This window comes from Alteromonas aestuariivivens (assembly GCF_003367475.1).
Classification (GTDB): domain Bacteria; phylum Pseudomonadota; class Gammaproteobacteria; order Enterobacterales; family Alteromonadaceae; genus Alteromonas; species Alteromonas aestuariivivens.
The window spans coordinates 214,288-238,157 of record NZ_QRHA01000001.1 but is presented as its reverse complement, the minus strand read 5'-3'; the positions used below and the strand labels follow the sequence as shown (position 1 = coordinate 238,157).

Annotated in this window: 21 protein-coding genes and 1 riboswitch; of the genes, 4 read left to right on the top strand and 17 right to left on the bottom strand. The window is 52.3% G+C overall.

Annotated elements, in window-relative coordinates; genetic code table 11:
* Nucleotides 1-18: 18 nt before the first annotated feature.
* The 16 genes from ftsA to DXV75_RS00905 all read right to left on the bottom strand — a co-directional run bounded on the left by ftsA (nt 19) and on the right by DXV75_RS00905 (nt 17,742).
* Nucleotides 19-1,248 (bottom strand): cell division protein FtsA, encoded by a 1,230-nt coding sequence (ftsA, locus tag DXV75_RS00980; protein WP_115591361.1) that lies wholly within the window; start codon nt 1,246-1,248, stop codon nt 19-21.
* 19 nt (nt 1,249-1,267) lie between these two features.
* The gene (locus tag DXV75_RS00975; RefSeq protein WP_115591360.1) at nt 1,268-2,011 is read right to left on the bottom strand and encodes a cell division protein FtsQ/DivIB; all 744 of its coding nucleotides are present in this window, start codon (nt 2,009-2,011) and stop codon (nt 1,268-1,270) included.
* A complete protein-coding gene (locus DXV75_RS00970; RefSeq protein ID WP_115591359.1) occupies nt 2,011-2,973 on the bottom strand; it encodes a D-alanine--D-alanine ligase in 963 nt (320 codons plus the stop codon). Before DXV75_RS00970 ends, DXV75_RS00975 begins: the two co-directional genes overlap by 1 nt.
* Nucleotides 2,973-4,418 (bottom strand): UDP-N-acetylmuramate--L-alanine ligase, encoded by a 1,446-nt coding sequence (murC, locus tag DXV75_RS00965; protein WP_115591358.1) that lies wholly within the window; start codon nt 4,416-4,418, stop codon nt 2,973-2,975. Before murC ends, DXV75_RS00970 begins: the two co-directional genes overlap by 1 nt.
* A complete protein-coding gene (gene murG, locus DXV75_RS00960; RefSeq protein ID WP_115591357.1) occupies nt 4,418-5,491 on the bottom strand; it encodes an undecaprenyldiphospho-muramoylpentapeptide beta-N-acetylglucosaminyltransferase in 1,074 nt (357 codons plus the stop codon). The genes murC and murG overlap by 1 nt, the downstream gene beginning before the upstream one ends.
* Complete coding sequence (ftsW, locus tag DXV75_RS00955) at nt 5,484-6,800, bottom strand: cell division protein FtsW (RefSeq protein WP_115591356.1); 1,317 nt, start codon at nt 6,798-6,800, stop codon at nt 5,484-5,486. Before ftsW ends, murG begins: the two co-directional genes overlap by 8 nt.
* Entirely contained in the window at nt 6,773-8,083 is a 1,311-nt protein-coding gene (gene murD / locus DXV75_RS00950; protein ID WP_115591715.1) for a UDP-N-acetylmuramoyl-L-alanine--D-glutamate ligase, read from the bottom strand. The genes ftsW and murD overlap by 28 nt, the downstream gene beginning before the upstream one ends.
* Nucleotides 8,084-8,085: 2 nt before the next feature.
* Nucleotides 8,086-9,168, bottom strand: coding sequence for a phospho-N-acetylmuramoyl-pentapeptide-transferase (gene mraY, locus DXV75_RS00945; protein ID WP_115591355.1), 1,083 nt, complete (start codon nt 9,166-9,168; stop codon nt 8,086-8,088).
* Nucleotides 9,162-10,565: a UDP-N-acetylmuramoyl-tripeptide--D-alanyl-D-alanine ligase gene (locus DXV75_RS00940; RefSeq protein ID WP_115591354.1), complete on the bottom strand. Its 1,404-nt coding sequence runs from the start codon at nt 10,563-10,565 to the stop codon at nt 9,162-9,164. Before DXV75_RS00940 ends, mraY begins: the two co-directional genes overlap by 7 nt.
* The gene (gene murE / locus DXV75_RS00935) at nt 10,562-12,091 is read right to left on the bottom strand and encodes a UDP-N-acetylmuramoyl-L-alanyl-D-glutamate--2,6-diaminopimelate ligase (protein ID WP_115591353.1); all 1,530 of its coding nucleotides are present in this window, start codon (nt 12,089-12,091) and stop codon (nt 10,562-10,564) included. Before murE ends, DXV75_RS00940 begins: the two co-directional genes overlap by 4 nt.
* A complete protein-coding gene (locus DXV75_RS00930) occupies nt 12,081-13,862 on the bottom strand; it encodes a peptidoglycan D,D-transpeptidase FtsI family protein (protein WP_181898315.1) in 1,782 nt (593 codons plus the stop codon). Before DXV75_RS00930 ends, murE begins: the two co-directional genes overlap by 11 nt.
* The gene (gene ftsL / locus DXV75_RS00925; protein WP_115591352.1) at nt 13,859-14,197 is read right to left on the bottom strand and encodes a cell division protein FtsL; all 339 of its coding nucleotides are present in this window, start codon (nt 14,195-14,197) and stop codon (nt 13,859-13,861) included. The genes DXV75_RS00930 and ftsL overlap by 4 nt, the downstream gene beginning before the upstream one ends.
* Nucleotides 14,194-15,132 (bottom strand): 16S rRNA (cytosine(1402)-N(4))-methyltransferase RsmH, encoded by a 939-nt coding sequence (gene rsmH, locus DXV75_RS00920; protein WP_115591351.1) that lies wholly within the window; start codon nt 15,130-15,132, stop codon nt 14,194-14,196. Before rsmH ends, ftsL begins: the two co-directional genes overlap by 4 nt.
* The gene (gene mraZ / locus DXV75_RS00915; protein WP_115591350.1) at nt 15,129-15,587 is read right to left on the bottom strand and encodes a division/cell wall cluster transcriptional repressor MraZ; all 459 of its coding nucleotides are present in this window, start codon (nt 15,585-15,587) and stop codon (nt 15,129-15,131) included. The genes rsmH and mraZ overlap by 4 nt, the downstream gene beginning before the upstream one ends.
* A 357-nt stretch (nt 15,588-15,944) precedes the next feature.
* Nucleotides 15,945-16,775: a putative porin gene (locus DXV75_RS00910; protein ID WP_147291778.1), complete on the bottom strand. Its 831-nt coding sequence runs from the start codon at nt 16,773-16,775 to the stop codon at nt 15,945-15,947.
* Between the two features lie 184 nt (nt 16,776-16,959).
* The gene (locus DXV75_RS00905) at nt 16,960-17,742 is read right to left on the bottom strand and encodes a SapC family protein (protein ID WP_115591348.1); all 783 of its coding nucleotides are present in this window, start codon (nt 17,740-17,742) and stop codon (nt 16,960-16,962) included.
* 512 nt (nt 17,743-18,254) lie between these two features.
* Between DXV75_RS00905 and DXV75_RS00900 the strand changes: the two genes are divergently transcribed.
* The gene (locus DXV75_RS00900; protein WP_245953074.1) at nt 18,255-20,069 is read left to right on the top strand and encodes a S9 family peptidase; all 1,815 of its coding nucleotides are present in this window, start codon (nt 18,255-18,257) and stop codon (nt 20,067-20,069) included.
* Nucleotides 20,070-20,098: 29 nt separating this feature from the next.
* A complete protein-coding gene (locus DXV75_RS00895) occupies nt 20,099-21,313 on the top strand; it encodes a dipeptidase (protein ID WP_115591346.1) in 1,215 nt (404 codons plus the stop codon).
* Nucleotides 21,314-21,354: 41 nt separating this feature from the next.
* Here the strand turns inward: DXV75_RS00895 and DXV75_RS00890 are convergent, their stop codons facing one another.
* On the bottom strand, nt 21,355-22,386 hold the full coding sequence (locus tag DXV75_RS00890) for an alpha/beta hydrolase (RefSeq protein WP_245953073.1): 1,032 nt from the start codon (nt 22,384-22,386) through the stop codon (nt 21,355-21,357).
* 214 nt (nt 22,387-22,600) lie between these two features.
* Nucleotides 22,601-22,713, top strand: a riboswitch (cyclic di-GMP riboswitch).
* Nucleotides 22,714-22,822: 109 nt separating this feature from the next.
* Here DXV75_RS00890 and DXV75_RS00885 point away from each other — a divergent pair.
* Both DXV75_RS00885 and DXV75_RS00880 read left to right on the top strand, forming a co-directional pair.
* A complete protein-coding gene (locus tag DXV75_RS00885; RefSeq protein WP_115591344.1) occupies nt 22,823-23,518 on the top strand; it encodes an AAA family ATPase in 696 nt (231 codons plus the stop codon).
* The gene (locus DXV75_RS00880) at nt 23,478-23,840 is read left to right on the top strand and encodes a ribbon-helix-helix domain-containing protein (protein WP_115591343.1); all 363 of its coding nucleotides are present in this window, start codon (nt 23,478-23,480) and stop codon (nt 23,838-23,840) included. The genes DXV75_RS00885 and DXV75_RS00880 overlap by 41 nt, the downstream gene beginning before the upstream one ends.
* Nucleotides 23,841-23,870 lie beyond the last annotated feature (30 nt).

Below are 23,870 nucleotides of genomic sequence, written 5' to 3'. Positions count from 1 at the left end.
CTGTAGCGCCCCCAAAAATTAAAATTCACCTTTAAACCAGCTTTGCACCCGGTGAAACAAACTCTCACCGTGCCTCTGCTTGCTGGATTTCTTATTCTCTGCTTGCATTTTGCCGTACTGGAGCAAGCCCACTACGGTAGCAAAACTGGCATCGTCAGTATATTCCGACAAGCCGCGCACATTGATGGGTTTCCCCACCCTTACAGGCATCTGGAAAATCTCCTCGGCAAACTCAACCGCCCCTTCCATCTTGGCGGTACCGCCGGTAAGCACCAGACCTGCTGCAATCTGTTCTTCCAAACCACTGGCCCGAATCTCATCATGAACCAGTTCAAACAATTCCTGATACCGGGGCTCGATCACCTCGGCCAGGGTATGACGGGACATCACCCGCGCAGGCCGTCCACCTACACTGGGCACTTCAATGCTTTCTTCCATGCTGACCATGTCTTTCAGCGCACAGGCGTAGTTCACCTTGATTTCTTCCGCGTTACTGATTGGCGTACGGAAAATTTTCGCGATGTCACTGGTGATCTGGTTGCCCGCCACCGGGATAACTGCGGTGTGACGAATGGCGCCATCGGTGTACACCACAATATCAATGGTGCCGCCACCAATATCCACCACACAAACGCCCAGTTCACGCTCATCATCGGTGAGTACCGCATAGCTGGAAGCCAGTGCCGAAAAAATCAGCTGATCAGCATTAAGTTCACAGCGCTCCACACACTTGACCAGGTTCTTGGCCATGTCATCGGCACAGGTAATAATGTGCGCATCCGCTTCCATTCGCACCCCTGACATGCCAATCGGATTTTTAATCCCCTCCTGCACATCAATGGTAAATTCCTGCGGCAACACATGCAGTAACCTGCGCTCTGCGGCAATTGGAACCGAACGCGCAGCATGGATCACGTTATCCACATCTTCCTGCGTCACTTCCTGATTGTTGATCGGCACCATGCCGTTTTCGTTCTGGCATTTGACGTGGCGGCCAGAAATGGACATCAGTACCGATGAAACCCGGCAATCTGCCATCAACTCCATTTCATTAACTGCCCGTTGTACCGACTTCACCACCAGGTTGAGATCATTTACCCCGCCTTTGTCCATCCCTTTGGATGCGTGAGTGCCAACACCAACGATGCTGATCTGATCGTTATCGAGTAACTCGCCAACTACGGCTTTTACCTGACTGGTGCCAATATCCAGGCCTACAATCAGATTTCGTTCAGCGGGTTTAGACATCTTTCCTTTTCTCTCTCAACTAACTCTGTTCATCGTCGTCAGTATTCCAGCCAACGGCCAGCCCTGTGTCGTAGCGCAAATCAACGTATCGTACCGGCTTTGACTGCTGTGCCAGGAGCGGATACATATCAATAAAACGTTGCAGACGGTCTATGAATTCCTGCCTGCCCAAATTCAGTTCGATGCCGTTTTTTAACTGCAGCTGCCAGGCAAACCGCTCACTCAAAGACAACTCTGCAATCGGCATATCCGTGGTTGCCAGCAATGTCTGCATGGCGTTGTAACCTTCCAGCGCTGTCTTCTCACTGCCACCGGGGCCATACAGACGCGGCAAATCCAAATCGTCCGCTTTGGCGCTGAAGGTTTCCCCGTAAGGGTTCAACAACAAATCTTCGTTCCACTTCGCTACTGGTGTCTGTTCCACCAAATAAATCTTCAGACGGTTCGGCCACTGCTTTCTCACCGAAGCACGATAAATCCAAGGTTGTGCCTCAACCAAGCGATACACTTCGTTTACGTCCAGGGCAAAAAAACTGCCAGGTTGTGAACGTCGGATCAGGCGTTCCAGACGGGTGATATCCACATGCTGGAACTCGCCGGAAAAATCCACTACCTGCACAGGCATGCGCTGTTCATCCTGCATCCAGGCATAGGTTTTGACGCCGCCAACAATCAGACCGGCCAACACCAGCAGCAGAAAAACCACCCCGGACCACAACTGGTAACGGGTGTACTGCGCGCCTGACGAATCCGTGCTCACCATCAGGCTCCTTCAGACACTCCGGCCGAGTCGAAACTGGTCGACAGAATGGCCAAGGTCAACTGATCAAAACTCATGCCTGCAGTTGCGGCCGCTTTAGGCACCAGGCTTTTTTCAGTCATGCCAGGTACCGTATTGGCTTCCAGCAAATAAAAATTACCATCGGCATCCTGCATCACATCAACCCGTCCCCAGCCACTGCCAGAGAGCGCGTTAAACGCAGTTACAGACAATTCGGCCAGTTCGGTTTCCTGTTGCTCAGACAAACCACTGGGACAAAAATACTCAGTGGTGTTGTCCTGATACTTTGCTGCGTAATCGTAAAAAGTATGGGGGGTAGACATGCGGATCGACGGCAATGCCTTGCCCTGCAGTACAGCGACTGTCAGTTCCGGCCCGTTGATATACTGCTCCAGCAGGACCTGATTATCATAATTAAAGGCGTCCTGAATGGCAGTTTCGAGTTGTTTAGCGCTTGTCACTTTGGCCATTCCGATACTCGAACCTTCACGAGCCGGTTTGACCATGACCTCATTCCCCAATTGACGCATTATAGCGCTGCATGATCCAGCTTCAAAGCCACTTTTATCAGCAATTTGATATTTTGCCGTAGGCAAATTAAGGCTTTGCCACACTTGTTTGGTATGGATTTTATCCATCGCCAGTGCTGACCCCAGCACACCACTTCCTGTGTAAGGGATTTTGAGCTGCTGCAAGGCTCCCTGCATGGAACCATCCTCACCGCCGCGGCCATGCAACATGATGAAAACACGGTCAACTTTCTCCGCCAGTAGCTCCGTCAATGGTCGCTCGGCCGGATCAAATTTGAACGCATCTACGCCCTGCCTCAGCAAGGCATTGAGTACCGCTGTACCGGAGTTCAGTGAAACCTCCCGCTCGGCAGATTCTCCTCCAAACATGACGGCCACCCGGCCAAAATTCTGCACGTTGTTTTCAGTGCTCATTAACGGTTCTCACCTTTCAAAACCTGTGGCGACAACTGTGCCGCCGCCAGCGTTCGAGCAATCTGCCCGATGTTTCCGGCCCCCTGGGTCATGATCACATCTCCGCAAGCCATCACACCGGAAAGGATTTCGCCCAGCTCTCCGTGTTCCCCAACATAAATGGGCTCAACCTGCCCGCGCAGACGAATTGACCGACACAGGGCCTTACTGTCCGCCCCTTCAATCGGTTGTTCACTGGCCGCATACACATCCAGCAGCAACAGCACGTCCACCTGAGACAACACTTCAACAAAATCTTCATACAGGTCGCGGGTGCGGGAATAGCGATGTGGCTGGTAAATCATCACCAGCCGCTGCCCCGGCCAGTTGGCCCGCGCCGCTTCAATGGTGGCTTTCACTTCAGTGGGATGATGGCCGTAATCATCCACCAGACACACCTTACCCAGGCTGGTATCAAACTCACCGAGTAGCTCGAAGCGGCGCCCGATGCCGCCAAAGCCGGCCAAGGCGCGCACAATCGCTTCATCCTCAATACCTTCGTCTGTTGCCACTGCAATCGCCGCCAACGCATTAAGCACATTATGCATACCCGACAAATTCAGCGTAACCGACAGCCTTGGGTGGTCAGGGCGAAGTACGTCAAAACGTGACTGACCAAAAGAAAATTCCACGTTCAGTGCACGAAAATCGTTGTGATCCTGCAACCCGTATGTTGTCAGGCTGCGCCCGATACGGTCGCTGATACTGCGAATATTGTCATCATCACCACAGACGATAGCCTGGCCGTAAAACGGCAGGTTATGCAAAAACTCTACATAGGTGTCTTTCATCTTGCCGAAGTCACCGTCATAGGTAGCCATATGGTCCGGCTCGATGTTGGTTACCACCGACACCATGGGTTGCAGGTGCAAAAATGAGGCATCACTTTCGTCGGCTTCGGCAATCAGGTAACGGCTGCTGCCCAGGCGGGCATTGGTACCTGCACTGTTCAAAAGGCCACCAATCACAAACGTGGGGTCCAGCTGAGCCTCGCCAAAAATGGTGGCGATCAGGCTGGTAGTAGTGGTTTTACCGTGGGTTCCTGCAATCGCAATACCATGGCGGAACCGCATCAGTTCCGCCAGCATCTCCGCCCGGCGAATGATGGGTATGCGGTGCTCCCGGGCATACTGGATTTCCGGGTTGGCTTCATTAATCGCACTGGACACCACTACCACATCTGCACCGCGCACATTGGCGGCGGCATGCCCAATGGTGATTTGAGCCCCCAGTTGGGTCAGCCTTTGCGTCATGGCGCCGGCCTGAATGTCGGAGCCATGAATGTCATAGCCCTCATTGAGCAGCACTTCAGCAATGCCGCCCATTCCGGCACCACCGATGCCGATAAAAAATATTTGTCTGACCTTCCGCATTTGCGGGCTTTGAAATGGCGTTTCTAAAACCATCAGGCCGCCTCTCCTACCAATGCTTCGCACTGGGTTACTACTTGTATGGTTGCATCCAATCTGGCCTGTTCCCGTGCGTGCTGCCCCATTATCAGGCACTGCTCGGGCGAATCCAGCCAGTCGTTTATTACTTTACCCAGCCGTTTTTGCAACTCAGGCTGGGGTATCAAAATAGCTGCTTTGTGCTTCACCAGCGACAAAGCGTTTTTGGTTTGATGATCGTCCACGGCGTGGGGCAGAGGAACAAAAATCGCGGCTCTGCCAGATGCGGCAACTTCGGCAACGGTAAGCGCACCGGCACGGCAAACAACAAAGTCGGCCCATTCGTAAGCACCGGCCATATCATCAATAAATTCCGTCACCCGCACGTCGCACACACCGCCCTGATAACGCGCTTCAACCTGCTGCTGATTACCTTTTCCGGTCTGATGCCACACACTCAAACCACTCATACCTCTGCATACCTGCGGTACGATTTCATTCAGTGGTGCTGACCCCAGACTTCCGCCTACTACCAGCATATTCATTGGCAGAGCTATGCTGGTATGCGCCGGCATTGCCAAAAATTCCGCCCGAACCGGATTTCCCACCACCACACAATTTGCTGCCCTGGCTGAAAATTGGGATTGGGCATCGTCGAAACCCAGCAGTATACGCCGTGCTATCCGGCCCAACAGTCGGTTGGTCATACCCGCAGCAGCGTTCTGCTCGTGAATAACAACCGGTACACCCGCCAGCCAGGCAGCCAGGCCCCCCGGACCACTGGCATACCCACCTAAACCAATCACCAGATCCGGCTTCAGTTCGCGGATAAGTTTTTTGGCCGCCATCAGAGCCTTGACCAACGCCGTTAAACCCGCCAGGCGGGCACTGAGACCTTTGCCCCGCAAACCTTTCACCGGGATAAAGTGAATAGGGAATCCGTTAGCTGGAACCACCTGAGCCTCCATGCGCTCAGCCGTGCCCAGCCACTGAATATCCCACCCTTTTGCCCGCAGGGCTTTTGCCACCGCCAACCCGGGAAACACGTGCCCGCCGGTTCCTCCGGCCATTACCAGGCAGCGCTTAGTCATCTTCCGCCCCTCCGGCTACGTCATCCAGCATGCCTTTGACCTTCTTTTTGGCCGATTCGGTTGCACCGCTGTGAGTGGAGGGTTTGTGGGACAGGCGGGGTTTTCTCCCGCGGTCTATGGCCTGGACACCGTCCATGCGCAATTCAAAATCAATTCTCAATAATATGGCAACCGCACAGGCCATAATGATCAGACTTGAACCACCGTAACTGACCAAAGGCAGGGTTAACCCTTTTGTTGGCAGGATACCCGCACTGGCACCAATATTGACCGCAGTCTGAAAACTGAACCAAATACCTATACTGTAGGCCATGTAGCCGTCGAAGGGGCGTTCAGCCTGCAGTGCCCGGTTACCCAGTTGCAATGCCCGCACCACCATCCACAGAATCAACATCAATACCGTCATGACACCAACAAAACCCAGTTCTTCGGCTAAAATTGCCATAACGAAATCGGTATGTGCCTCAGGTAAAAACTCCAGCTTCTGCAAACTGTTACCTAACCCCTGACCGAACCAGTTTCCTCGCCCGTAGGCCATCAGTGATTGAGTCAACTGGTATCCACTGCCGAACGGATCGGCCCAGGGGTCGAGAAATGATATCACCCTTTGCATCCGGTATTCTTCGAACACTATTAGCCCAACAACCAGTACCAGACCGCCAAACACCAATGCGAAGAACTGCCACAATTTGGCCCCAGCCAGAAACAATAATCCTATGGTGGTAGCAAACATTACCACCACGGTACCAAGGTCAGGTTGCAGCAGCAGTAAGCCAGCCAAGATCAGAAACACCGCCAGCGGCTTTATAAACCCTTTAATGTTCTCGGTGACTTCCTCGTAACGGCGCACCAGATAGCCAGCCAGATAGGCAAAGAAAAACAGCTTGGCGGGCTCGGCTGCCTGAATGGTAATCGGGCCTAGCACCAGCCAGCGGGTACTGCCGTTCACATTGCGGCCTATGAGCAACACGGCTATCAGCATACCCAAACCCACTAGCAGCAGGTAGGGGTTACTCATGCGCCAAAACGACATCGGCAACTGCATCACAACCAGTGCGGTTGCAGTTGCCGCTGTCAGGTAAATTCCATGACGAATGGCAAAATGGAACGGATTATCAAACAGCCGGTCTGCAACCGGCATGGAGGCGGAAGTGACGATAATCAGCCCGATAGACATCAGCGCCAAAGACACCAGAATCAGGCCCGAATCGTATGCCGAACGCTGGCGCACCTCACCGTGGCGCTCACTGAACAACTGGGTAAGTTTACCGGCTGCACTTATCACTGGCGGGTTACCTCGTGAATGCATTGGGCAAAAACCTCACCCCTATGGGCATAATTATCGAACATGTCCAGGCTCGCGCAGGCTGGTGACAACAGCACCGTATCGCCTGCTTCGGCCTGCTTCCAGGCCTGTTTAACCGCGTCAAGCATAGAATCGACATAAACAGCGTTCTTCGCTAACGCGCAAATTTTCCTGCCGTCCCGGCCAAGCCCAATCACGTTGTCGACGTAGGCATCCAGGGCTGGCTGCAATGCGCTCAAATCCGCCCCTTTACCATCACCGCCAGCAATCAGAATCAGCTTGCCCTGCCTGCCTGGCCCAATTCCCTTGAGCGCCGCTTCTGTGGCGCCCACATTGGTGGCCTTGGAATCATCAATCCAACGCACCCCCTGGGTCAGAGCAACCTCAACACACCGATGCGCAGCCGACCTGAACGAGTATACCGCCGCTGCGGCTTTAGAGGGCTCAACCCCCATCGTCATTGCCAGTGCCAGTGCGGCCTGAACATTGAGGGCATTGTGACTGCCTAATAACTGGGTTTTGTCCATATCGATTACCGGTTCACCCTGCCAGGTGATCCAGCGGCCGTCCATGCCAAAATCGCTACTGGTGGTGTCAAGACCAAACGTTACCTTCGGGACGTTAACGCCTTCAGGCCAAGTGTCCGGCTGCGCCCGCCATACCACTGCACGCTCGCAATGTTCAAAAATCCGCTGTTTCGCAGCGCGGTAGGCCTGCATGGAACCGTGGCGATCCAAATGATCATCGGACAAATTCAGGATGGTCGCTGCTTTCAGCTCAAGTGATGAAGTCGATTCAAGCTGAAAACTGGACAACTCCAGTACGATAGCATCCCAGCTCTCTTCCAGCGTATCCAGTACAGGAGTGCCGACATTGCCCGCCGCACAGGCGTTGAAACCCGACTGCTGTAAAATGTGAGCCACCAGCATGGTTACGGTGGTTTTACCATTGGATCCGGTAATGCCCAGTGCGGGAGTGGTGTTCATGCGGGCAAACAGTTCGACGTCGCCTATCACTTCAACCCCTGCCTTCCTGGCTTGAAGGATGGCGGGTAAGTCCGTTGCAATACCCGGGCTCAAAACGAGCAAATCCACACCTTGCCAGAACGCTGCTTCCGGCTCGCCAAGGCACACCGGCACTTGCACAGTTTCAGGCACCATCAGATCAGCACGGGTATCCCATGCACTGACACAACGGGCATGCTGACACAAAAACCGCACGCAGGCCTGGCCGGTAAGGCCAAGCCCTGCAACAACTACGGTTTTACTCTCTAGTGTCTGTGTCATAGTTACCGCAGCTTCAGTGTCGCCAGTCCAACCAGCACCAGGATCAGTGAGATGATCCAAAACCGCACAATCACACGTGGTTCCGGCCAGCCTTTAAGTTCAAAATGGTGGTGAATCGGTGCCATACGGAAAATACGTTTGCCACGCAGCTTGTATGAGCCGACCTGCAGAATGACCGAAAGAGTTTCAATCACGAACACGCCGCCCATGATGATAAGCACGATTTCCTGCCGTACCAGTACCGCCAGAATGCCCAGCGTGCCTCCCAGCGCCAGCGAGCCCACATCGCCCATAAAAACCTGTGCAGGATAGGTGTTAAACCACAGAAACCCGAGGCCAGCACCGACAATGGCGGTACACACAATGACCAGTTCACTGGTTAAGGGAATATGGGGGATATTCAGGTAACTGGAAAAATTCACATGGCCGGTAACGTACGCAAATATTGCCAGAGCCCCTGCTACCAGAATGGTTGGTACGATGGCGAGGCCATCCAGACCGTCGGTCAGATTCACTGCATTGCTGGTCCCCACTACCGCAAAATACACAATCGCAATGTAAAACACTCCAAGCTGTGGCAACACATCTTTGAAGAAGGGCACCAGTAATGAGGTTTCGGCGGCAATGGACGCACTGGAATACAGGTAAAATGCCACGCCCAGCGCGATCACCGACTGCCAGAAATATTTCCATCTGGCTATCAGGCCTTTGGAGTCTTTGCGGATAACCTTGCGATAGTCATCCACGAAGCCTATCACTCCGTAACCGATCACGACCGACAGGGTTACCAGTACATAGCGGTTTTCCAAATCAGCCCACAACAGAACGCTGGTGACGATGGCTGCGAGTATCAGCAAGCCTCCCATGGTCGGTGTCCCGGCCTTGGAAAGATGGCTTTGCGGGCCGTCATCGCGAACCGTCTGACCGATTTGCATACGCTGCAAACCCAGGATCATTTTCGGCCCGATAACAATGGCTATCAGCAACGCGGTGAGGGTACTGAGAATGGCCCGCATTGTCAGATAGGAAAATACGTTAAACCCGGTCTCAAACTGAGTCAGCCAGTCGGCCAGCCATATCAACATGCTATGCGCTCCCGACGGCTATCAAGCTTTCCCAGCGGTGACGCCTCGATCGCGGCAACCACTCGTTCCATCTTCGAACTTCGGGAACCCTTCACCAAAATGGAAATGTCCCGCTGCTCGCTCATCAAGGTTGTTTCCAACTGAGCTACCAAATCTTCAACGCTGCTGAAATGCTGGCCCTGGTCTGAAAATACCGCACTGGCACTCTGGCTGAGTACGCCAAGAGTGAACAGCGCGTCTATGCCTTTTTCCAACGCATATTGGCCAACCTGTTCATGGTAGTAACGGGATTTTTCCCCCAGTTCAGCCATGTCCCCCAGTACCAGCACCCGCTTGCCGGAAAACCCGGCCAGGGTATCGATTGCTGCATTCACCGACGCCACATTGGCGTTGTAGGTGTCGTCGAGCAAACGCACCTGATCGGTCAGGCGCTTTACATTTAACCGGCCTTTTACCTGGGTCATGGAGAGCAGTCCGTCCCGCACATCTTCCAGCGTGGCTCCAACCTGTAACGCCAGTGCTGCGGCTACCAGTGCATTACCCACATTGTGGCTGCCAGGAATAACCAGCTGAATCCCGATCTGGCCCTGCGGACACACCAGCTGAAACTCGGCACAGCCATCAAGGCCAATGCAGATGTCTTCAGCATAAAAATCTGCCGGTTGCTCCTGCTTAGGAGCGAAAGTCAGCACGTTGGTATGGCGTAACTTACCCAGCCAGAAATTGGTAAACTGGGAGTCGGCATTGACGATGGCGACGCCATTTTTGTCCAACCCCTTGAATATTTCACTCTTTGCCCGTGCCACACCCAACAGGCTTCCAAACCCTTCGAGGTGCGAAGCTGCAGCGTTCACAATGGTCGCTACGTCGGGTTTAACCAAATCTACCGTATAGGCAATTTCACCCAGATGATTGGCACCCAGTTCCATCACCGCAAAATCGTGTTGTGGCTCCAGACGCAACAGAGTGAGGGGCACTCCAATTTCATTATTGAAATTGCCGGCCGTGGCCAAAACCGTGCCGCGTCGTGCCAGAATCGCTGCGGTCATTTCCTTGACCGTGGTTTTACCGCTGCTGCCGGTAATGGCAATCGTTTTGGGCGCGACCTGTCGTTTCACCGCGGCCCCCAGCAAGCCCAGCGCAATTCGAGTGTCCTCCACCCGAATCACCGGCACCGCAGAATTTACAGGTTCACTGGCGATAACCGCAGCGGCACCGGCCTTTTCGGCGGCTTCTGCAAAGTGGTGTCCATTGAAGTTATCCCCAATCAGAGCGAGATATACATCACCCGGCTTAATGGTCCGTGTATCGGTGCTGACTCCCTCAATGGTTAAGTCTTCACCCTGAAGCTGACCGCCAACTTGTTCAGCGATCCAGGACAGCGTTGTAGTTATCATATGCTGTACTCCTGTTGTAACCGCGCTACCAAAGCGCGCTCGTTGTAATCTGTCTTGGTGTTACCAATAATCTGGTAGTCTTCATGGCCCTTGCCGGCAACCACAATCAGATCGTGGCCGGCGGCCTTGTCCAGGCAGTAGCGTATGGCCGATTCCCGATCCGGCTCACAAAAGGCCAACTGCGGCTCTTTCATCCCAGCGAGGATATCGGCCGCAATGGCATCCGGGGCCTCAGAGCGGCTGTTGTCCGTGGTAACAATGACATGATCTGCCCCCAACTCTGCGGCTTTGCCCATAAGAGGCCGCTTGCCTTTGTCTCTGTCTCCGCCACAGCCAAACACACACCAAACTTCCGCACCAGTATGCAGACGAGCGGCATGCAGCGCCTTTTCGAGCGCATCCGGTGTGTGCGCATAATCCACCACAATATTGGCGTTACTAGTAAACTCAAAAACTTCCATGCGCCCTGGCACCGGCTGAATGGCGGGTAATACCCGAACCAGATCATCAAACCGTTCTCCTTGCGCAAGTAAGGCTGCAACCGCCAGCAACACATTGCTGACATTAAATGCCCCCAATAATGGTATTTTCACCACAGAAGCTCCCCATGAAGATTGCAGATAAAATTCACATCCGCCTTCATGGTAGGCCACCTTTGTGGCCAAACAATGGCGACATTCAGGCAAAGTTGCGGGGGCTCCCTGACACGATACCCAAACCTTGTTCATCGTTTCAGGTGCTTCGGCCAGCCAGTTCTGGCTCTCCAGGTCATCACCGTTGACCACCACCGTGCGCAATCCGGGCTGTCTGAGCAAACCCCGTTTTGCCTTGGCATATTCTTCCATGGTTTGGTGGTAGTCGAGATGATCCCTGGACAGGTTAGTGAATACCGCAATGTCCGTGTTGACCTGATGTAACCTGCCCTGCACCAGAGCATGAGATGACGCTTCAAACGCTACCTGCTGAACCTGTTGTTGCACAAATTCTGCCAACAGGCACTGAAAGTTAATTGCATCGGGTGTGGTGTTGGCCGCCGGGGACTGCACCCACTCTGTTTGAGGCCCTTCATACACGCCGCTGCCCAGCGTGCCAATCGCCGCACTGCGAGTACCCAACAGAGCTTTCAACTGAGTCACCAGTTGCACCACCGAAGTCTTGCCGTTGGTTCCGGTAACCGCAATGGTCGACATTTTATTGGCCGGATAATCATAAAAAGCCGCAGCGAGCGACGACAGTACGTATTGCAGTTCGTAGAACGCGATTATGACGGTATTCCCCCGCATTTCGAGGGCTCCATGCTGGGATCTGTCGTCAGTTTGCGCCACTACTACCCGTGCCCCAAGGCTGATTGCCTGGGGAATAAACTCACGGCCGTCACGCTCATGCCCTTTTACAGCGAGAAAGGCCACTCGTGTATTTACCTCACGGCTGTCGAGCGTCAGCCCTTCAATCCGAATGTCGGGAACGTCCAGCCCAAATTTTGCCAGCCAGGCGCGGGTACTTTGAATAAATGCGCTAACTACCATTTTGCGCTCCTTTCATCCACAAGGTGGACGTTACCTGTCGGTCATCCGGGGCAATATTAAGCAGTTGCAGGGCACCGCCCATGATTTTTGAAAACGTAGGCGCTGCAGTGTCACCAGCGTGATAAAGATCGCCACCGGGTTCATTTATCAATACCACGGTTACCAGCCTGGGATCAGAAATCGGCGCAATTCCGGCAAAGATATTTACGTACTCTTCGCCGTAACCACCGGCAATGGCTTTCCGGCTGGTCCCGGTTTTGCCAGCAACCCGATACCCCGGCACCTGTGCTTTTTTCGCGGTACCGTCTTCCTGGGTCACACTTTCCATCATGGTCATCACAGCGTTGGCATTTTTTGCACTGACCACCTGTTCCTGCTGCGGCTGCCAACCTGAGGATTGAGGTTGCTGCACAATTTTAAGGGGGCGCCGCACCCCGCCATTAGCAATGGTAGCGTACATTCTGGCCAGCTGAGCGGTGGTAACGGAAATACCATAACCGAATGACAGGGTAGCCAGTTCAAAGTCAGACCAGCGGCTGCGCTCATGAAAGATACCGCTGCTTTCACCGGGAATGTTCGAGCCCGTATCCGTCATCAACCCCATATTGTAGTAGGTATCGAGCAGAAAATTTTTGGGTACGCCCAGTGCCAGTTTCGACGTTCCCATATTACTGGAGTGCTGAATGATTTCTTCCAGCGTCAGCGGGCCGTAGTTGCGTTCATCCTTAACCAGACTGCCACCCAGTCGCATTCTGCCCGGCGACGTATCAATAACGTCTCCCACCTTAACATTGCCAAATTCCAGCGCTGCCAGTACGGCCAGAGGTTTGAGTGATGACCCCGGCTCAAACGCATCGGTAAATACACGGTTACGCATACGATGAGGTGACACATCATCCCTGTCATTGGGGTTAAACGAGGGAGCATTAACCATCGCCAGAATGTCACCAGATTTAACATCCACTACCAGCGCAGAGGCTGAGGTTGCTTTGTAGTACAGCATGGCTTCCTTGATTTCCCGGTAAGCCAGTGCCTGAATACGCTGATCGATGGTCAGTTGCAGGTTACCTGCCGCCTCACCGTCCTTGGTCTCAAGAATTTCAACCTGACGCCCCTTGGCATCCCTGCGGATTACGCGGGAGCCCGGTGTGCCCGTCAGCCAGTCGTTATAAAGGCGTTCCATACCCTCAATGCCATTATCGTCGACGTCGGTGATCCCAATAACTTGCGCCGCCACCTCTCCGGTAGGGTAATAACGCCGGCTTTCATTGCGCAGGTAAATACCAGGAATATCGAGCTGCTCAACGTATTCTGCCATTGCCGGGGATACCTGCCTTTGCAGGTACACAAAACGTCGTTTGGGGTTGGTTACCATGGAACGCAGCTTGTCTGCGTCCTGTCCAAGCACTTCGGCCAGCGCCTGCCAGCGGCGGGTAAGCGACAGGCCATCTTTCTGATGAATAATTTTTGGGTCAGCGTAAATCGCTCTGACTGGCACACTGACGGCCAGTTCCACACCATTACGGTCGGTAATCAGGCCGCGATAGCTGGGCATGTTGCGGGTTCGCAACGTGCGGCTGTCACCCTGCTCAATCAGATTGTCGGGCGCAATCACCTGAATGTACGCCGCCCGGACCGCCAGCACTACAAACACCATTACCACCACAACCAGCACAACCACAAACCGCCAATGCACCAGGCTGGGCTTAACGTTCTGCTTCGCACCACGCTTTGATTTGTTGTAATTGGGCTTCATCGTCAGGGTTGTCATTTGAGCTTCACCACCACTTCTTCTTCGGCGGTGGGCCTGTGCATGTCGAGTTGCTTTTCAACCAGGGCTTCAATTCGGTTGTGTTCCGTCAAGGCCCGCTGCTCCAGCACCAGATTGCGCCATTCCACATCCAGGTCGTCTTTCTCCTGCATGAGTTCTTCCAGCGCAATCAGTTGCTGACGATTGTGGTGACTGCTGAGGATCACCGCCATCGCACTACCTATAACCATTAAATACAACAAAACCCGCATCTTGTAGCGGGTCAAATCTGCAAGCAAAATATGCAGTAAACTGAAGTGGGTTGTCTGTGGCGGCGACGTTTTTCGATTGGTCATAACTTCTCCGCCACCCTTAACACCGAACTTCGGGCCCGCACATTGTGCTCGACCTCCTCCCTGCTCGGTTTTATGGCTTTGCCAATCAGCCTGAGTACTTTGTCTGCATCAATCTGAGCCTGGGTAACAGGCAAGCCTGGCGGAAGATCCTTGCCTTTGCTCTGCTCCTTCATAAAGCGTTTAACCAGACGATCTTCCAGTGAATGGAAGGATATGACCGACAATCGCCCACCCGGTTTAAGCACTTCAACCGCCGCTTTAAGGCCGGTTCGAAGCTGATCAAGCTCTGCATTTACGTAGATGCGGATACCCTGGAATGCCCGTGTAGCAGGATGCTTGAACTTGTCTTTGACCGGAACGGCCTGATCGATGATTTGCGCCAGTTGTGAGGTGCGTGTAATGGGAGAAACCTGACGCTGGTTCACGATTGCATGGGCAATGCGTTTGCCAAATTTTTCTTCTCCAAACTCTTTAATAACCTGAGCGATGTCCTGTTCTTCGGCCTCGGCCAGCCACTGTGCGGCGCTCACACCGCGAGTGGTGTCCATGCGCATGTCCAAGGGGCCATCCCGCAAAAAACTGAAGCCCCGGCTGGCGTCATCCAGTTGTGGGGAAGACACACCCAGGTCCATCAAAACGCCGTTGATTTTTCCGCTCAGCCCTTTGTCCTGAATCACCTTTGCCATTTCACCAAAAGGTTCATGCACAATGCTGAACCGGGCATCGTTCTCGAAACGCCTGGCTGATTCTATGGCTTGGGGATCGCGATCAAACGCGATCAGGCGGCCATTATGGCCCAGTTGCTCAAGAATGGAGGAGGAATGGCCGCCACGGCCAAAAGTGGCATCAATGTAAATACCGTCTGGCTGGATCGCCAATGCGTCCACGCTTTCCTGTAGGAGTACAGAGGTGTGGGAAAACGCAGAGTCGGTCATAGAGAGAAGTCCTGAAGGCGTTCCGTAAGCTCAAAGTTGCCACTGCGCTCAGTTTCCATATCTGCGGAAATCTGCTCAGCCCAGACGTTTGCATCCCATATTTCGAATTTATTGAGTTGCCCCACCAACATCACTTCCTTTTCGAGCCTGGCGTGCTGCCGCAAAGGAGCTGCAAGTAACAAGCGGCCGCTCTTGTCCATTTCACATTCGGTGGCGTACCCCAGCAAAAGGCGCTGCATGCGCCTTTCAGAGGGTATCATACTGGAGAACTTGCTCAGCTTGAGCTCAATTTCTTCCCATTCAGCAAGTGGGTAAAGCAGCAAACAGCTTTGTTGAGTGTCAACGGTACAGACCAGTTGTCCGTTACAATCATCCAGAAGGGGCTGGCGGTATTTTGTTGGTATGGCCAGCCTCCCTTTGGTATCCAGATTGATTGCATTAGCGCCGCGGAACATTCCCCTAGCCTTCTTAGTTTTGCTCGTATTCTTGTTGTTGTTTGAGTGCTGATCTGCAAAGCGTTGATTATATGATCCACAATTTGCCACTTTTACCCACTTACCGTCAGTTTAGGTAGCATTGATCCCCACTGTCAAGCAAAAAAAGCCCTGAAACCCGCGTGTCTATTGGGATTGAGCTGAGTATTTATACAGTAGTTAAAAGAAAAGTTGCTGAATAACGGGTAGAAATCGAGACCGCCTGTAAAGGAAGAAGATTTGAAAATAAAAAATAGGGAAGTTACTGAGGCTTTCAGCGAAGTGAGTATTAACTCGTAAAGGGCCTGCTGCCCGAACAACTCGGGCACTGGCAAATTTTCAGAAGCGTATCGACGTTAATAAGGTGAGTGAACTGATTCCGTCGCCCTGTTCGAGATCCGTTCCCAGGCCAAACCTAAAATTAAAATGTGAACTGAACCAGTAATCAAAACCCAGTTCCAGCAGATGTTGCCCGGCAATAATATCATCCACCGGTGCAAAGCGCTCATCCTGCTCTATGTAGGTGTAGGTGGCGGATAGGCTCAGTTTCTGATTAAAAAAGTAGCGACCGTCCAGCTCAAAGTTCTGGGTATCGGAAAATGTGTACTCCCCGCGGACATCCCAGCCACTTCCCCCATCCAGCGAAGTGTAACGACTGAACACGCTCGGCGACCAGTCGCTGTCCCGGTAGCTTTCAGTGATATCGCCAAAGGCCGATTCCCAAGTGCGTCTTGTGTAGTAGACGCCGACCCCTGCATGCCAGTTCGGCTGAAAGAAGTAACCCAGGTTCAAATCCAGAGCCTGATAGTGATTATCAGAATAAAACGATCTGTCGTTTTCACGATTTACAAAGGTGTAGTCACCACTGACTACCCACGATGGGTTTACATACCAGTTAGCACCAACCTGATAGCGACTGTCGTTGTCAGCCTGAAAGTACCTTACAGACACATCATTGGCGCGCTGAATATAGGGCCTGATCAGATAGGGAGATTTGCTGCTTTCAATCGGTGTGAGATAGCGTTTGTATTCGACACCGATGAACTGGTCATCCCGGTCCTGGGTGTCCATGATCCCAAGGTTGATTTCATTATTCATTTCAGCCGCAACGTTAAACGTAAATCCAGCCCCCAACACTGCAAAACGGGCCAGTCTGCCTTTTGGCTCCATGTAATACTCCAATTGGATATCCATATACAAGAAAGCCATTTTATAGACTTAAAACAGCGATTTAGCAAGACACAAAGAGTACAGGTCGCTGGCTCAACATGTGATCCGGCGAGTGAAAAGAGAGTTCAGAACAAAAAACGGGCCATTGGCCCGTTTTATGCTGATTTAATTTAGCTACCGCGCGTTAAGCGTCGCTTTTTTCCACTTCTGCGGCGTCCGCTTTTTCCGCTTCGGGTCTCACCACGCTCAGTTGCATGGTACGAACCGGATTGGCGGTTTCTTTAGAGAGCTCAACCAGACGATTCAACTGACCCAGAGACATCATGATGGCGTACATTGCGCCCAGGAAACCTGACTTGTGCAGTTCCAGCACCTGCTCATCAGACAATTCGAGTACTTTCTTCTCGTTGATGCTCAGCATGCCTGTTACATTACGTTGCTGGCCATCCTGGTACATCAAACGAATTTGAATTTGCTCCAGCAGGTCCAGCTCAACCACTTTGTTCACAAAACGCTGAGTCAGCATTTCGCTGTTTGCCAGATCAGCAAGAAACTGCTGACGGTTTTTCAAAAAGTCACTGGCTTCACCTGCTTCGGTGAACAGAGGTTGACCGTCATCTGAAATCAGTTCGCTGTTTTCGTCGATGTAAACACCCAGCTTGTCACCATCCGGACGCACGTCAAACGGATAGCGCAGAATGTTCATTGGGATGTGCGGGCCTTGCCAGCTTTCACCGGTCAGAAACAGGTTCTGGCTTTGTTCAATACCCAGCATTGCCACAACGTGGTGACGCAATGACTTGGGATCCTGAATAAATACAATTGGCATGGTTCCGGCCAATTGGGCGAATTCTTTGATAGACGCTGCAGCAAGGTGAGTATTTTTCGCGTAGGAAAATGTGCTTTTCGCCGCTATTTTTATGTCTTTATGTTTTTCTTTATCGAGCGGGATGTAATTAATCGCCATAGCTTTTTCTCATACTAGGTTAACGTGGTGACCGCAATTCTCTGCGTGAAATCGAAGATGGGGCTTGTACAACCAGCCATTAACGTTTTGACGTCTGGTGCAAACAGCCCGGAAACAATCCGTGCACGGAATCAAACGAGGATTACCACAAATATTGATATTACGTGTAAGTACACCTGTACTTAGGGCGTCGGGCAGTATCCCTCATTTATTTGTACAAGTCACGTACCTACACCATAACAATTTTTAAGTTTTTGTTACAAGTCCCAAAAGCGCGTCTGGCGGGTATTTCAGCAGTTTTCATGAAGGTTAGGGAGAATTATTGCCCGCCAATAAAATTGCACATTGTTCATTGGCTTCAGATTGCGTAGTCTGGAACCATGCTTCCTGGGGAGATCAACCTTTTGAAAGTTCTATCAAAACTGATTCTTTTAAGCTGTTTATCAATAGCCACAGCCTGCTATGCTGCCACAGACTGGCCTTACCCTGAGGATATTCCTCAGGCAAGCTCTATGGAGGTGGGATTAGCCGGGCAAAAACCCGTTGATGTGTCACGATTCCTGCTTGCACGGGGTGTCTCCCGGGCCAGCATTAATGCCCAGGGCACCCACGTAGCCTTTATCAGCTCCGTTACCGGGCGTCGCCAGCTTTGGGTGCAGAGCCTGGATGGGGAGGCACCCGCTCAGCTTACATTTGGAAACGGTATCTCTTTCTATGCCTGGCATCCCGGAGGCAACCAGCTTCTTTACGGCGCTGACAATGACGGCAATGAACGGGAAGCTTTTTACCTGATACACCTTTCTGGTACTTCGGAGCAGCTTATCCTGCCTCACAGTGACGCCTTCAGAGCGTTCGGCGGCTTTTCTCCGGACGGCTTGCAATTTACCTATGCTTCAACCGAGCGAAACGGCCGCGATTTCGACATCTACCTGCATGATTTGAACACAGGCGGCAACACTCTTGTCTGGCAAGCGGAATTTGGCTACTTCCCATCGGCCTGGCAGCCTGACAGCAACCAGGTAGTCGTCACTGAAACCCGGGGGGAAGACGCCCAGGATGTCTATCTGCTGAATTTGGAAGCAAAATCACTCACCCCCTGGTTCAAACCGGAAATTGCTGCCGCATTCTCCAGTTTTAACTGGGCTCCCGATGGCAATACCCTGTATTTCACTTCCAATCTGGACAGAGAAATGTCGGCGGTTTTTTCCTATCAGCCCAAAACGGCCAGCCTGAATGTGCTTGCGACCAGTGACTACGATCTGGAAAGTGTCGCCTTGTGTAACAACGGAAGTACCCTGATTTGGAAAGAAAACCGGCTGGGCTTTGATCAACTGTGGGTTCGGGCGCTCGATTCCGAAAACGCCAGAGCCGTAGAATTACCTTCCGGCATGTACTCCCTGAGTTGCGCTCAATCCAGTTCCGAGATCCTGGTACAGATATCCGCACCAACCCGGCCCGCTGAACTGTATTTGGTTAGCGCCGATGGTAAGGATGTCAAACAGGTGTCCTCTGCCACCATGGCTGGTATCGACGCTTCCGAGCTGGTTACTCCCGAACCCGTTCGCTTTACCGCACAAGATGGTGTAACCCTGCACGGCTTATTATATGTGCCACGTAACCTGACCTCCCCGGCCCCGGTTGTGGTTGATGTACACGGCGGACCAACTGCCCAGGCCCGCGCAAGCTGGATCCCAATTACCCAGTATCTGGTTGGAAAAGGAATAGCGGTACTCGACGTTAATGTGCGCGGTTCAACCGGTTATGGCAAAACATTTGCGCGGCTGGACAATCAGGAAAAACGGCTGGACAGCGTGCGCGACCTGGTTGACGCCCTGGCTTTTCTCAACAAGGATCCGCGTATCGATGCCAGCAATGCAGCGGTAATGGGCGGATCCTACGGGGGTTATATGGTCAATGCCGTCATGGGGCTTTATCCGGGTGCATTCAAAGCGGGAGCCTCTTTTGTCGGCGTCTCCAACTGGGTGCGGGCGCTTCAGACCGCCTCACCGCGCCTTAAAGCATCTGACCGAATTGAATACGGTGACATTCGGGAACAAAAATGGCAGACATTTTATGCCGAAAACTCGCCAATCAATACCGTACATAAAATCAGGGCCCCAATGTTATTCCAGCACGGGGTAAATGACCCCCGGGATCCGGTCACCGAATCCGATAATATGGTCAAGGTCTTGCGGGACAAGGGTATTGACGTAACCTATCTGCGTTTTCCAGACGAAGGCCACAGTGTCTCCAAGCTGGAAAACAAAGTTATTTTCTACCGTCAGCTGGCCGCGTTTCTCGAGCGCCACCTGACCACAACACAATGATAACAACGACAAACAAAGGAACACTTATTATGCAAACAACATTTTTGGGTACCCGGCTTTCAGCCGCTGTCATCGCGGCGTTAAGCAGCCTGACATTTTCCTGTGCCGCAACCTCTTCTGGCGTGTCCCAGCAGGCTCACGATATTGCCCAACAAACCATCATCGTTGACGGTCACATTGATGTCCCCTACCGGGTCCATGAAAAATGGGTTGATGTTTCTGAAGCCACCGAAGACGGTGAGTTTGACTACCCTCGCGCTGTAGCGGGCGGTCTGAACGCGCCGTTTATGTCTATCTATGTGCCAGCCAGCCTCGACAACTCTCCCCAGTCTACCCAACTGGCACATCAGTTGATTGACTCCGTTGAAGCCATTGTTGCCAGGGCCCCGGACAAATTTGCGATCGCCAAAAGCGTCGCTGACGTTAAAAGCCAGTTTGCAAAAGGGCTGATTTCCCTGCCTATGGGCATGGAAAACGGTTCACCGTTACAGGGCGACATGGCCAATCTGGAAGCGTTTTATGAACGCGGCATTCGTTATATTACCCTGGCACACAGCCAGTCCAACCACATTAGCGATTCCTCCTATGACCTGCGCCGCCAGTGGAAGGGTTTAAGCCCGTTCGGTAAAACACTGGTTACCGAAATGAACAATATCGGCATTCTTATCGACATTTCCCATGTTTCCGACGACGCGTTTTACCAAGTGATTGAACTGACCAAAACCCCGGTCATTGCCTCACATTCCTCGCTTCGTACCTTTACCCCTGGCTTTGAACGCAATATGAACGACGACATGGTCAAAGCGCTGGGCAAAAACGGGGGTGTGATTATGATTAACTTCGGTTCCGGCTTTGTCACCAAAGCCGCCCGTGACTGGCGCGATGGTCTGAGCAAAGCCCGCAACGCATTGATTAAGAAAGTGGGAGCGGACAGCCCTGAACTGGAAGGCTTTGAAGAGCGTTATAAGGAACAGAACCCGTATCCGTATTCCACTCTGGATGAAGTACTCGACCACGTTGACCATGTGGTAGAACTGGTGGGCGTTGATCACGTTGGAATTGGTTCGGACTTTGACGGTGTGGGCGACTCCTTGCCAATTGGCCTTAAGGATGTTTCAACCTTCCCGAATTTTGTTCAGGGACTACTGGATAGAGGCTACGCCCGCAAAGACATCGAAAAAATTCTCAGCGGCAACGTACTGAGAGTCTGGTCTGAAGTGGAGGCTTACGCAGCCACTCACTGAGTGAGAACAGAAAAGCCCGCATCATGCGGGCTTTTTTTATTTTATCGGCCCTGATGCTCATCCACAAAACTCTGCAGCATCATGGTCATCTGCCGATACAAAGGGTTTGCCTTTGGCACTGCGCATTCTTCAATTCCATTCACCCTGGATTTATCAAACTGCATCGCCCGTATCATGGCTTCACTGACCACCAGGTCGGCATGGCACAGGTTATAGCTTTCATCGATGATAAACACCGTATTACTGCCACGGGTAAATTCCAGCAAACCCTCAATGCCATGAATTGGGGTGGTTCTGTCAGCCTGTGAGTGAGCGGCAAACAAAGGCACTTCAATACGCTTACCCGCCTCAAGCTGATCCCGGATTTGGTTGATCACATCCATCAGCTCGAGACCGGCGAAGCCTGCCACGCTGGGATACTTATATGGGTTTGGCCCGTCAGTCTCATAGTGACCATCAATCAGTTTGGCTACCCATTTTATGCCCCAGAATTTTGACATACTTTCCGCATTATCAGTCAGTGCCAGCGCTCCGGAAAACAGCATCAGACCGTCGATCTGAGCCGGGGAATCCAGATACTGCTCAACGGACAGCGCTCCTCCTGTGGAAAAGCCGCCCAGAAACACCTTGGTATCAATCCCATCCGTCAGCGCGACAACTTGATCAACATGCTGCTGCCAGCGCTCTGCCAGCTGTTTATCTTCCATGTCTGCATCAGCAACTTTTAATCCATGCCCAGGCAGCAGCGGTGCGATAACAGTAAATCCTTTTTCGTAGAGTACCTGGGCTATACCGCTGACAAAAAACGGCGAATCACTCAGGCCATGGATGAGAATGGCGGTGTTGGCCGTTGGCACACCATGATGAAGAATAAAAGGCGCATTACCCTCATTGCGCAATTTGTCAGAACATACACGGAAACGATGAGCGGCAGGTTCCGGGCACGGCTTCACCTGCCCCCATTCACTGGTATACAACTCTGCAAACTTGTCCAGTAATGGGTCCAGCGGCTGAGCCTGTATCTGGCACAAGGCCCCAGCCAGCCAAACCATCAAAAAGGTTATTATTCGCACGCTTCACTCCTTGGTTAATTGCCTGTTGATCGACACGCCCTGATACAAAGGTATAGCATTTCATCCTTACATATAAGTTGTCATGCTGAGCCAATCACAATCTGTAGCTAGGATGGGCACTATCGGGGAAATAACTCCAGTTGGAATAATTAGTTAGTGCTCCGATACCCGTTCGGAACCGGATCCGGACGATGGGGGCAAGTTTGCCCTGAACAGTTGAAAAAGGCAAAGCGGTTCGAAAGTCCGTGACGCAAAGCCACCGGTCTGTGTCGTATAGGTTCTGGCCCCCAAAACAGATACCAACGATATGACAGCGGGGCTACCGAACTAAAGGAAACCTGCCTGGCAGGTCACATCAAGGTTCACTTTTTCAGTCAACAACAAGTTATCTGGCGGCACAACAACACCGCTATTCTAACAATTGAGGACTGTACCGATGATTATCTTGGTTGGTGGAGAAAAAGGCGGCAGCGGTAAAAGCTGTCTTGCACAAAATATCGCTGTTTATCTGCGAAGAGAAAAAAGCGACAGCGTATTGATGGTGGATTGTGATCCCCAACGCACCACCTCAGACTGGATCCAGGAACGCAAAGCCAACGACGCATTGCCGGACATTAACTGCATTCAGCTGTATGGAAAAATTCGTAATGAACTGCTGAGTCTGCGCGAGCACTATGGTTATGTAGTCATAGACTGCGGCGGTCAGGACAATCTGGCACTGCGTTCTTCGATGGCTGTAGCCGACCACATACTGATACCCCTGCGCCCAAAACGCCGGGATCTCAAGACCGTGCCACACATGGAAGACATTCTCTCTACCTGTAAAATGGTCAACCCCAAGATGAATGCGGCCTTTGTTATTACCCAGTGCCCTTCATTGCCTTCTTTGTCCAGTCGAATTATTGAAGCCAAAGAAGTTTGCCGATCGTTTGACATTCCGGTACTCAATTCGGTTACCTACAGCCGTAATATGTACGACGACTCCGAAGAATCAGGAATGTCAGTGATCGAAAGTGAGCCCAATGGCAAGGCATCCATAGAGATCCGCAGTATCATTGAAGAATTACTCGCCAGAGGTAAGGGGGAGTCGAATGAGTTTGTACAACCTCAGAAAGTCCAGGCCTACCGATAATCGTAATGCAGTATCCGTGGATGAATTCATTGAAGATGCCATCCACTACGCCAGCGGCTATCAGGGAGCGGCAAAAAAAGCCGCCTCACACGCCTGGCCTGACGATTTTGAACTGGGAGAGATCATTCCATTTTTCAATCAACAGGAAGGTACCAAACCTATGCGTCGGGCCACGTTTACCTTAACCGAGTCCTGCATTGACAAACTGGCTGAACTGGCTGAACAAACTGGCATTCCCCGCTCACGGCTGATCCGCATTTGGGCTGACCAGCAAGCCAAACAGAAACAGCACACCAATCTTCTGTGCAGTACGGTGCCCTGAACCGGGGCGCCTTGCTCTCACCTCAACTGC

Coding starts and splice junctions, on each gene's coding strand:
- rsmH (WP_115591351.1), bottom strand. CDS start 15,132: ATGACCGACTCTGCGTTTTCCCACACCTCTGTACTCCTACAGGAAAGC.
- mraY (WP_115591355.1), bottom strand. CDS start 9,168: ATGTTGATATGGCTGGCCGACTGGCTGACTCAGTTTGAGACCGGGTTT.
- murG (WP_115591357.1), bottom strand. CDS start 5,491: ATGACTAAGCGCTGCCTGGTAATGGCCGGAGGAACCGGCGGGCACGTG.
- DXV75_RS00970 (WP_115591359.1), bottom strand. CDS start 2,973: ATGAGCACTGAAAACAACGTGCAGAATTTTGGCCGGGTGGCCGTCATG.
- DXV75_RS00895 (WP_115591346.1), top strand. CDS start 20,099: ATGCAAACAACATTTTTGGGTACCCGGCTTTCAGCCGCTGTCATCGCG.
- DXV75_RS00975 (WP_115591360.1), bottom strand. CDS start 2,011: ATGGTGAGCACGGATTCGTCAGGCGCGCAGTACACCCGTTACCAGTTG.
- DXV75_RS00900 (WP_245953074.1), top strand. CDS start 18,255: ATGGAGGTGGGATTAGCCGGGCAAAAACCCGTTGATGTGTCACGATTC.
- ftsW (WP_115591356.1), bottom strand. CDS start 6,800: ATGCATTCACGAGGTAACCCGCCAGTGATAAGTGCAGCCGGTAAACTT.
- murD (WP_115591715.1), bottom strand. CDS start 8,083: ATGACACAGACACTAGAGAGTAAAACCGTAGTTGTTGCAGGGCTTGGC.
- DXV75_RS00885 (WP_115591344.1), top strand. CDS start 22,823: ATGATTATCTTGGTTGGTGGAGAAAAAGGCGGCAGCGGTAAAAGCTGT.
- DXV75_RS00930 (WP_181898315.1), bottom strand. CDS start 13,862: ATGACAACCCTGACGATGAAGCCCAATTACAACAAATCAAAGCGTGGT.
- ftsL (WP_115591352.1), bottom strand. CDS start 14,197: ATGACCAATCGAAAAACGTCGCCGCCACAGACAACCCACTTCAGTTTA.
- DXV75_RS00910 (WP_147291778.1), bottom strand. CDS start 16,775: ATGGAGCCAAAAGGCAGACTGGCCCGTTTTGCAGTGTTGGGGGCTGGA.
- murE (WP_115591353.1), bottom strand. CDS start 12,091: ATGGTAGTTAGCGCATTTATTCAAAGTACCCGCGCCTGGCTGGCAAAA.
- DXV75_RS00880 (WP_115591343.1), top strand. CDS start 23,478: ATGAGTTTGTACAACCTCAGAAAGTCCAGGCCTACCGATAATCGTAAT.
- DXV75_RS00940 (WP_115591354.1), bottom strand. CDS start 10,565: ATGATAACTACAACGCTGTCCTGGATCGCTGAACAAGTTGGCGGTCAG.
- murC (WP_115591358.1), bottom strand. CDS start 4,418: ATGGTTTTAGAAACGCCATTTCAAAGCCCGCAAATGCGGAAGGTCAGA.
- mraZ (WP_115591350.1), bottom strand. CDS start 15,587: ATGTTCCGCGGCGCTAATGCAATCAATCTGGATACCAAAGGGAGGCTG.
- ftsA (WP_115591361.1), bottom strand. CDS start 1,248: ATGTCTAAACCCGCTGAACGAAATCTGATTGTAGGCCTGGATATTGGC.
- DXV75_RS00905 (WP_115591348.1), bottom strand. CDS start 17,742: ATGGCGATTAATTACATCCCGCTCGATAAAGAAAAACATAAAGACATA.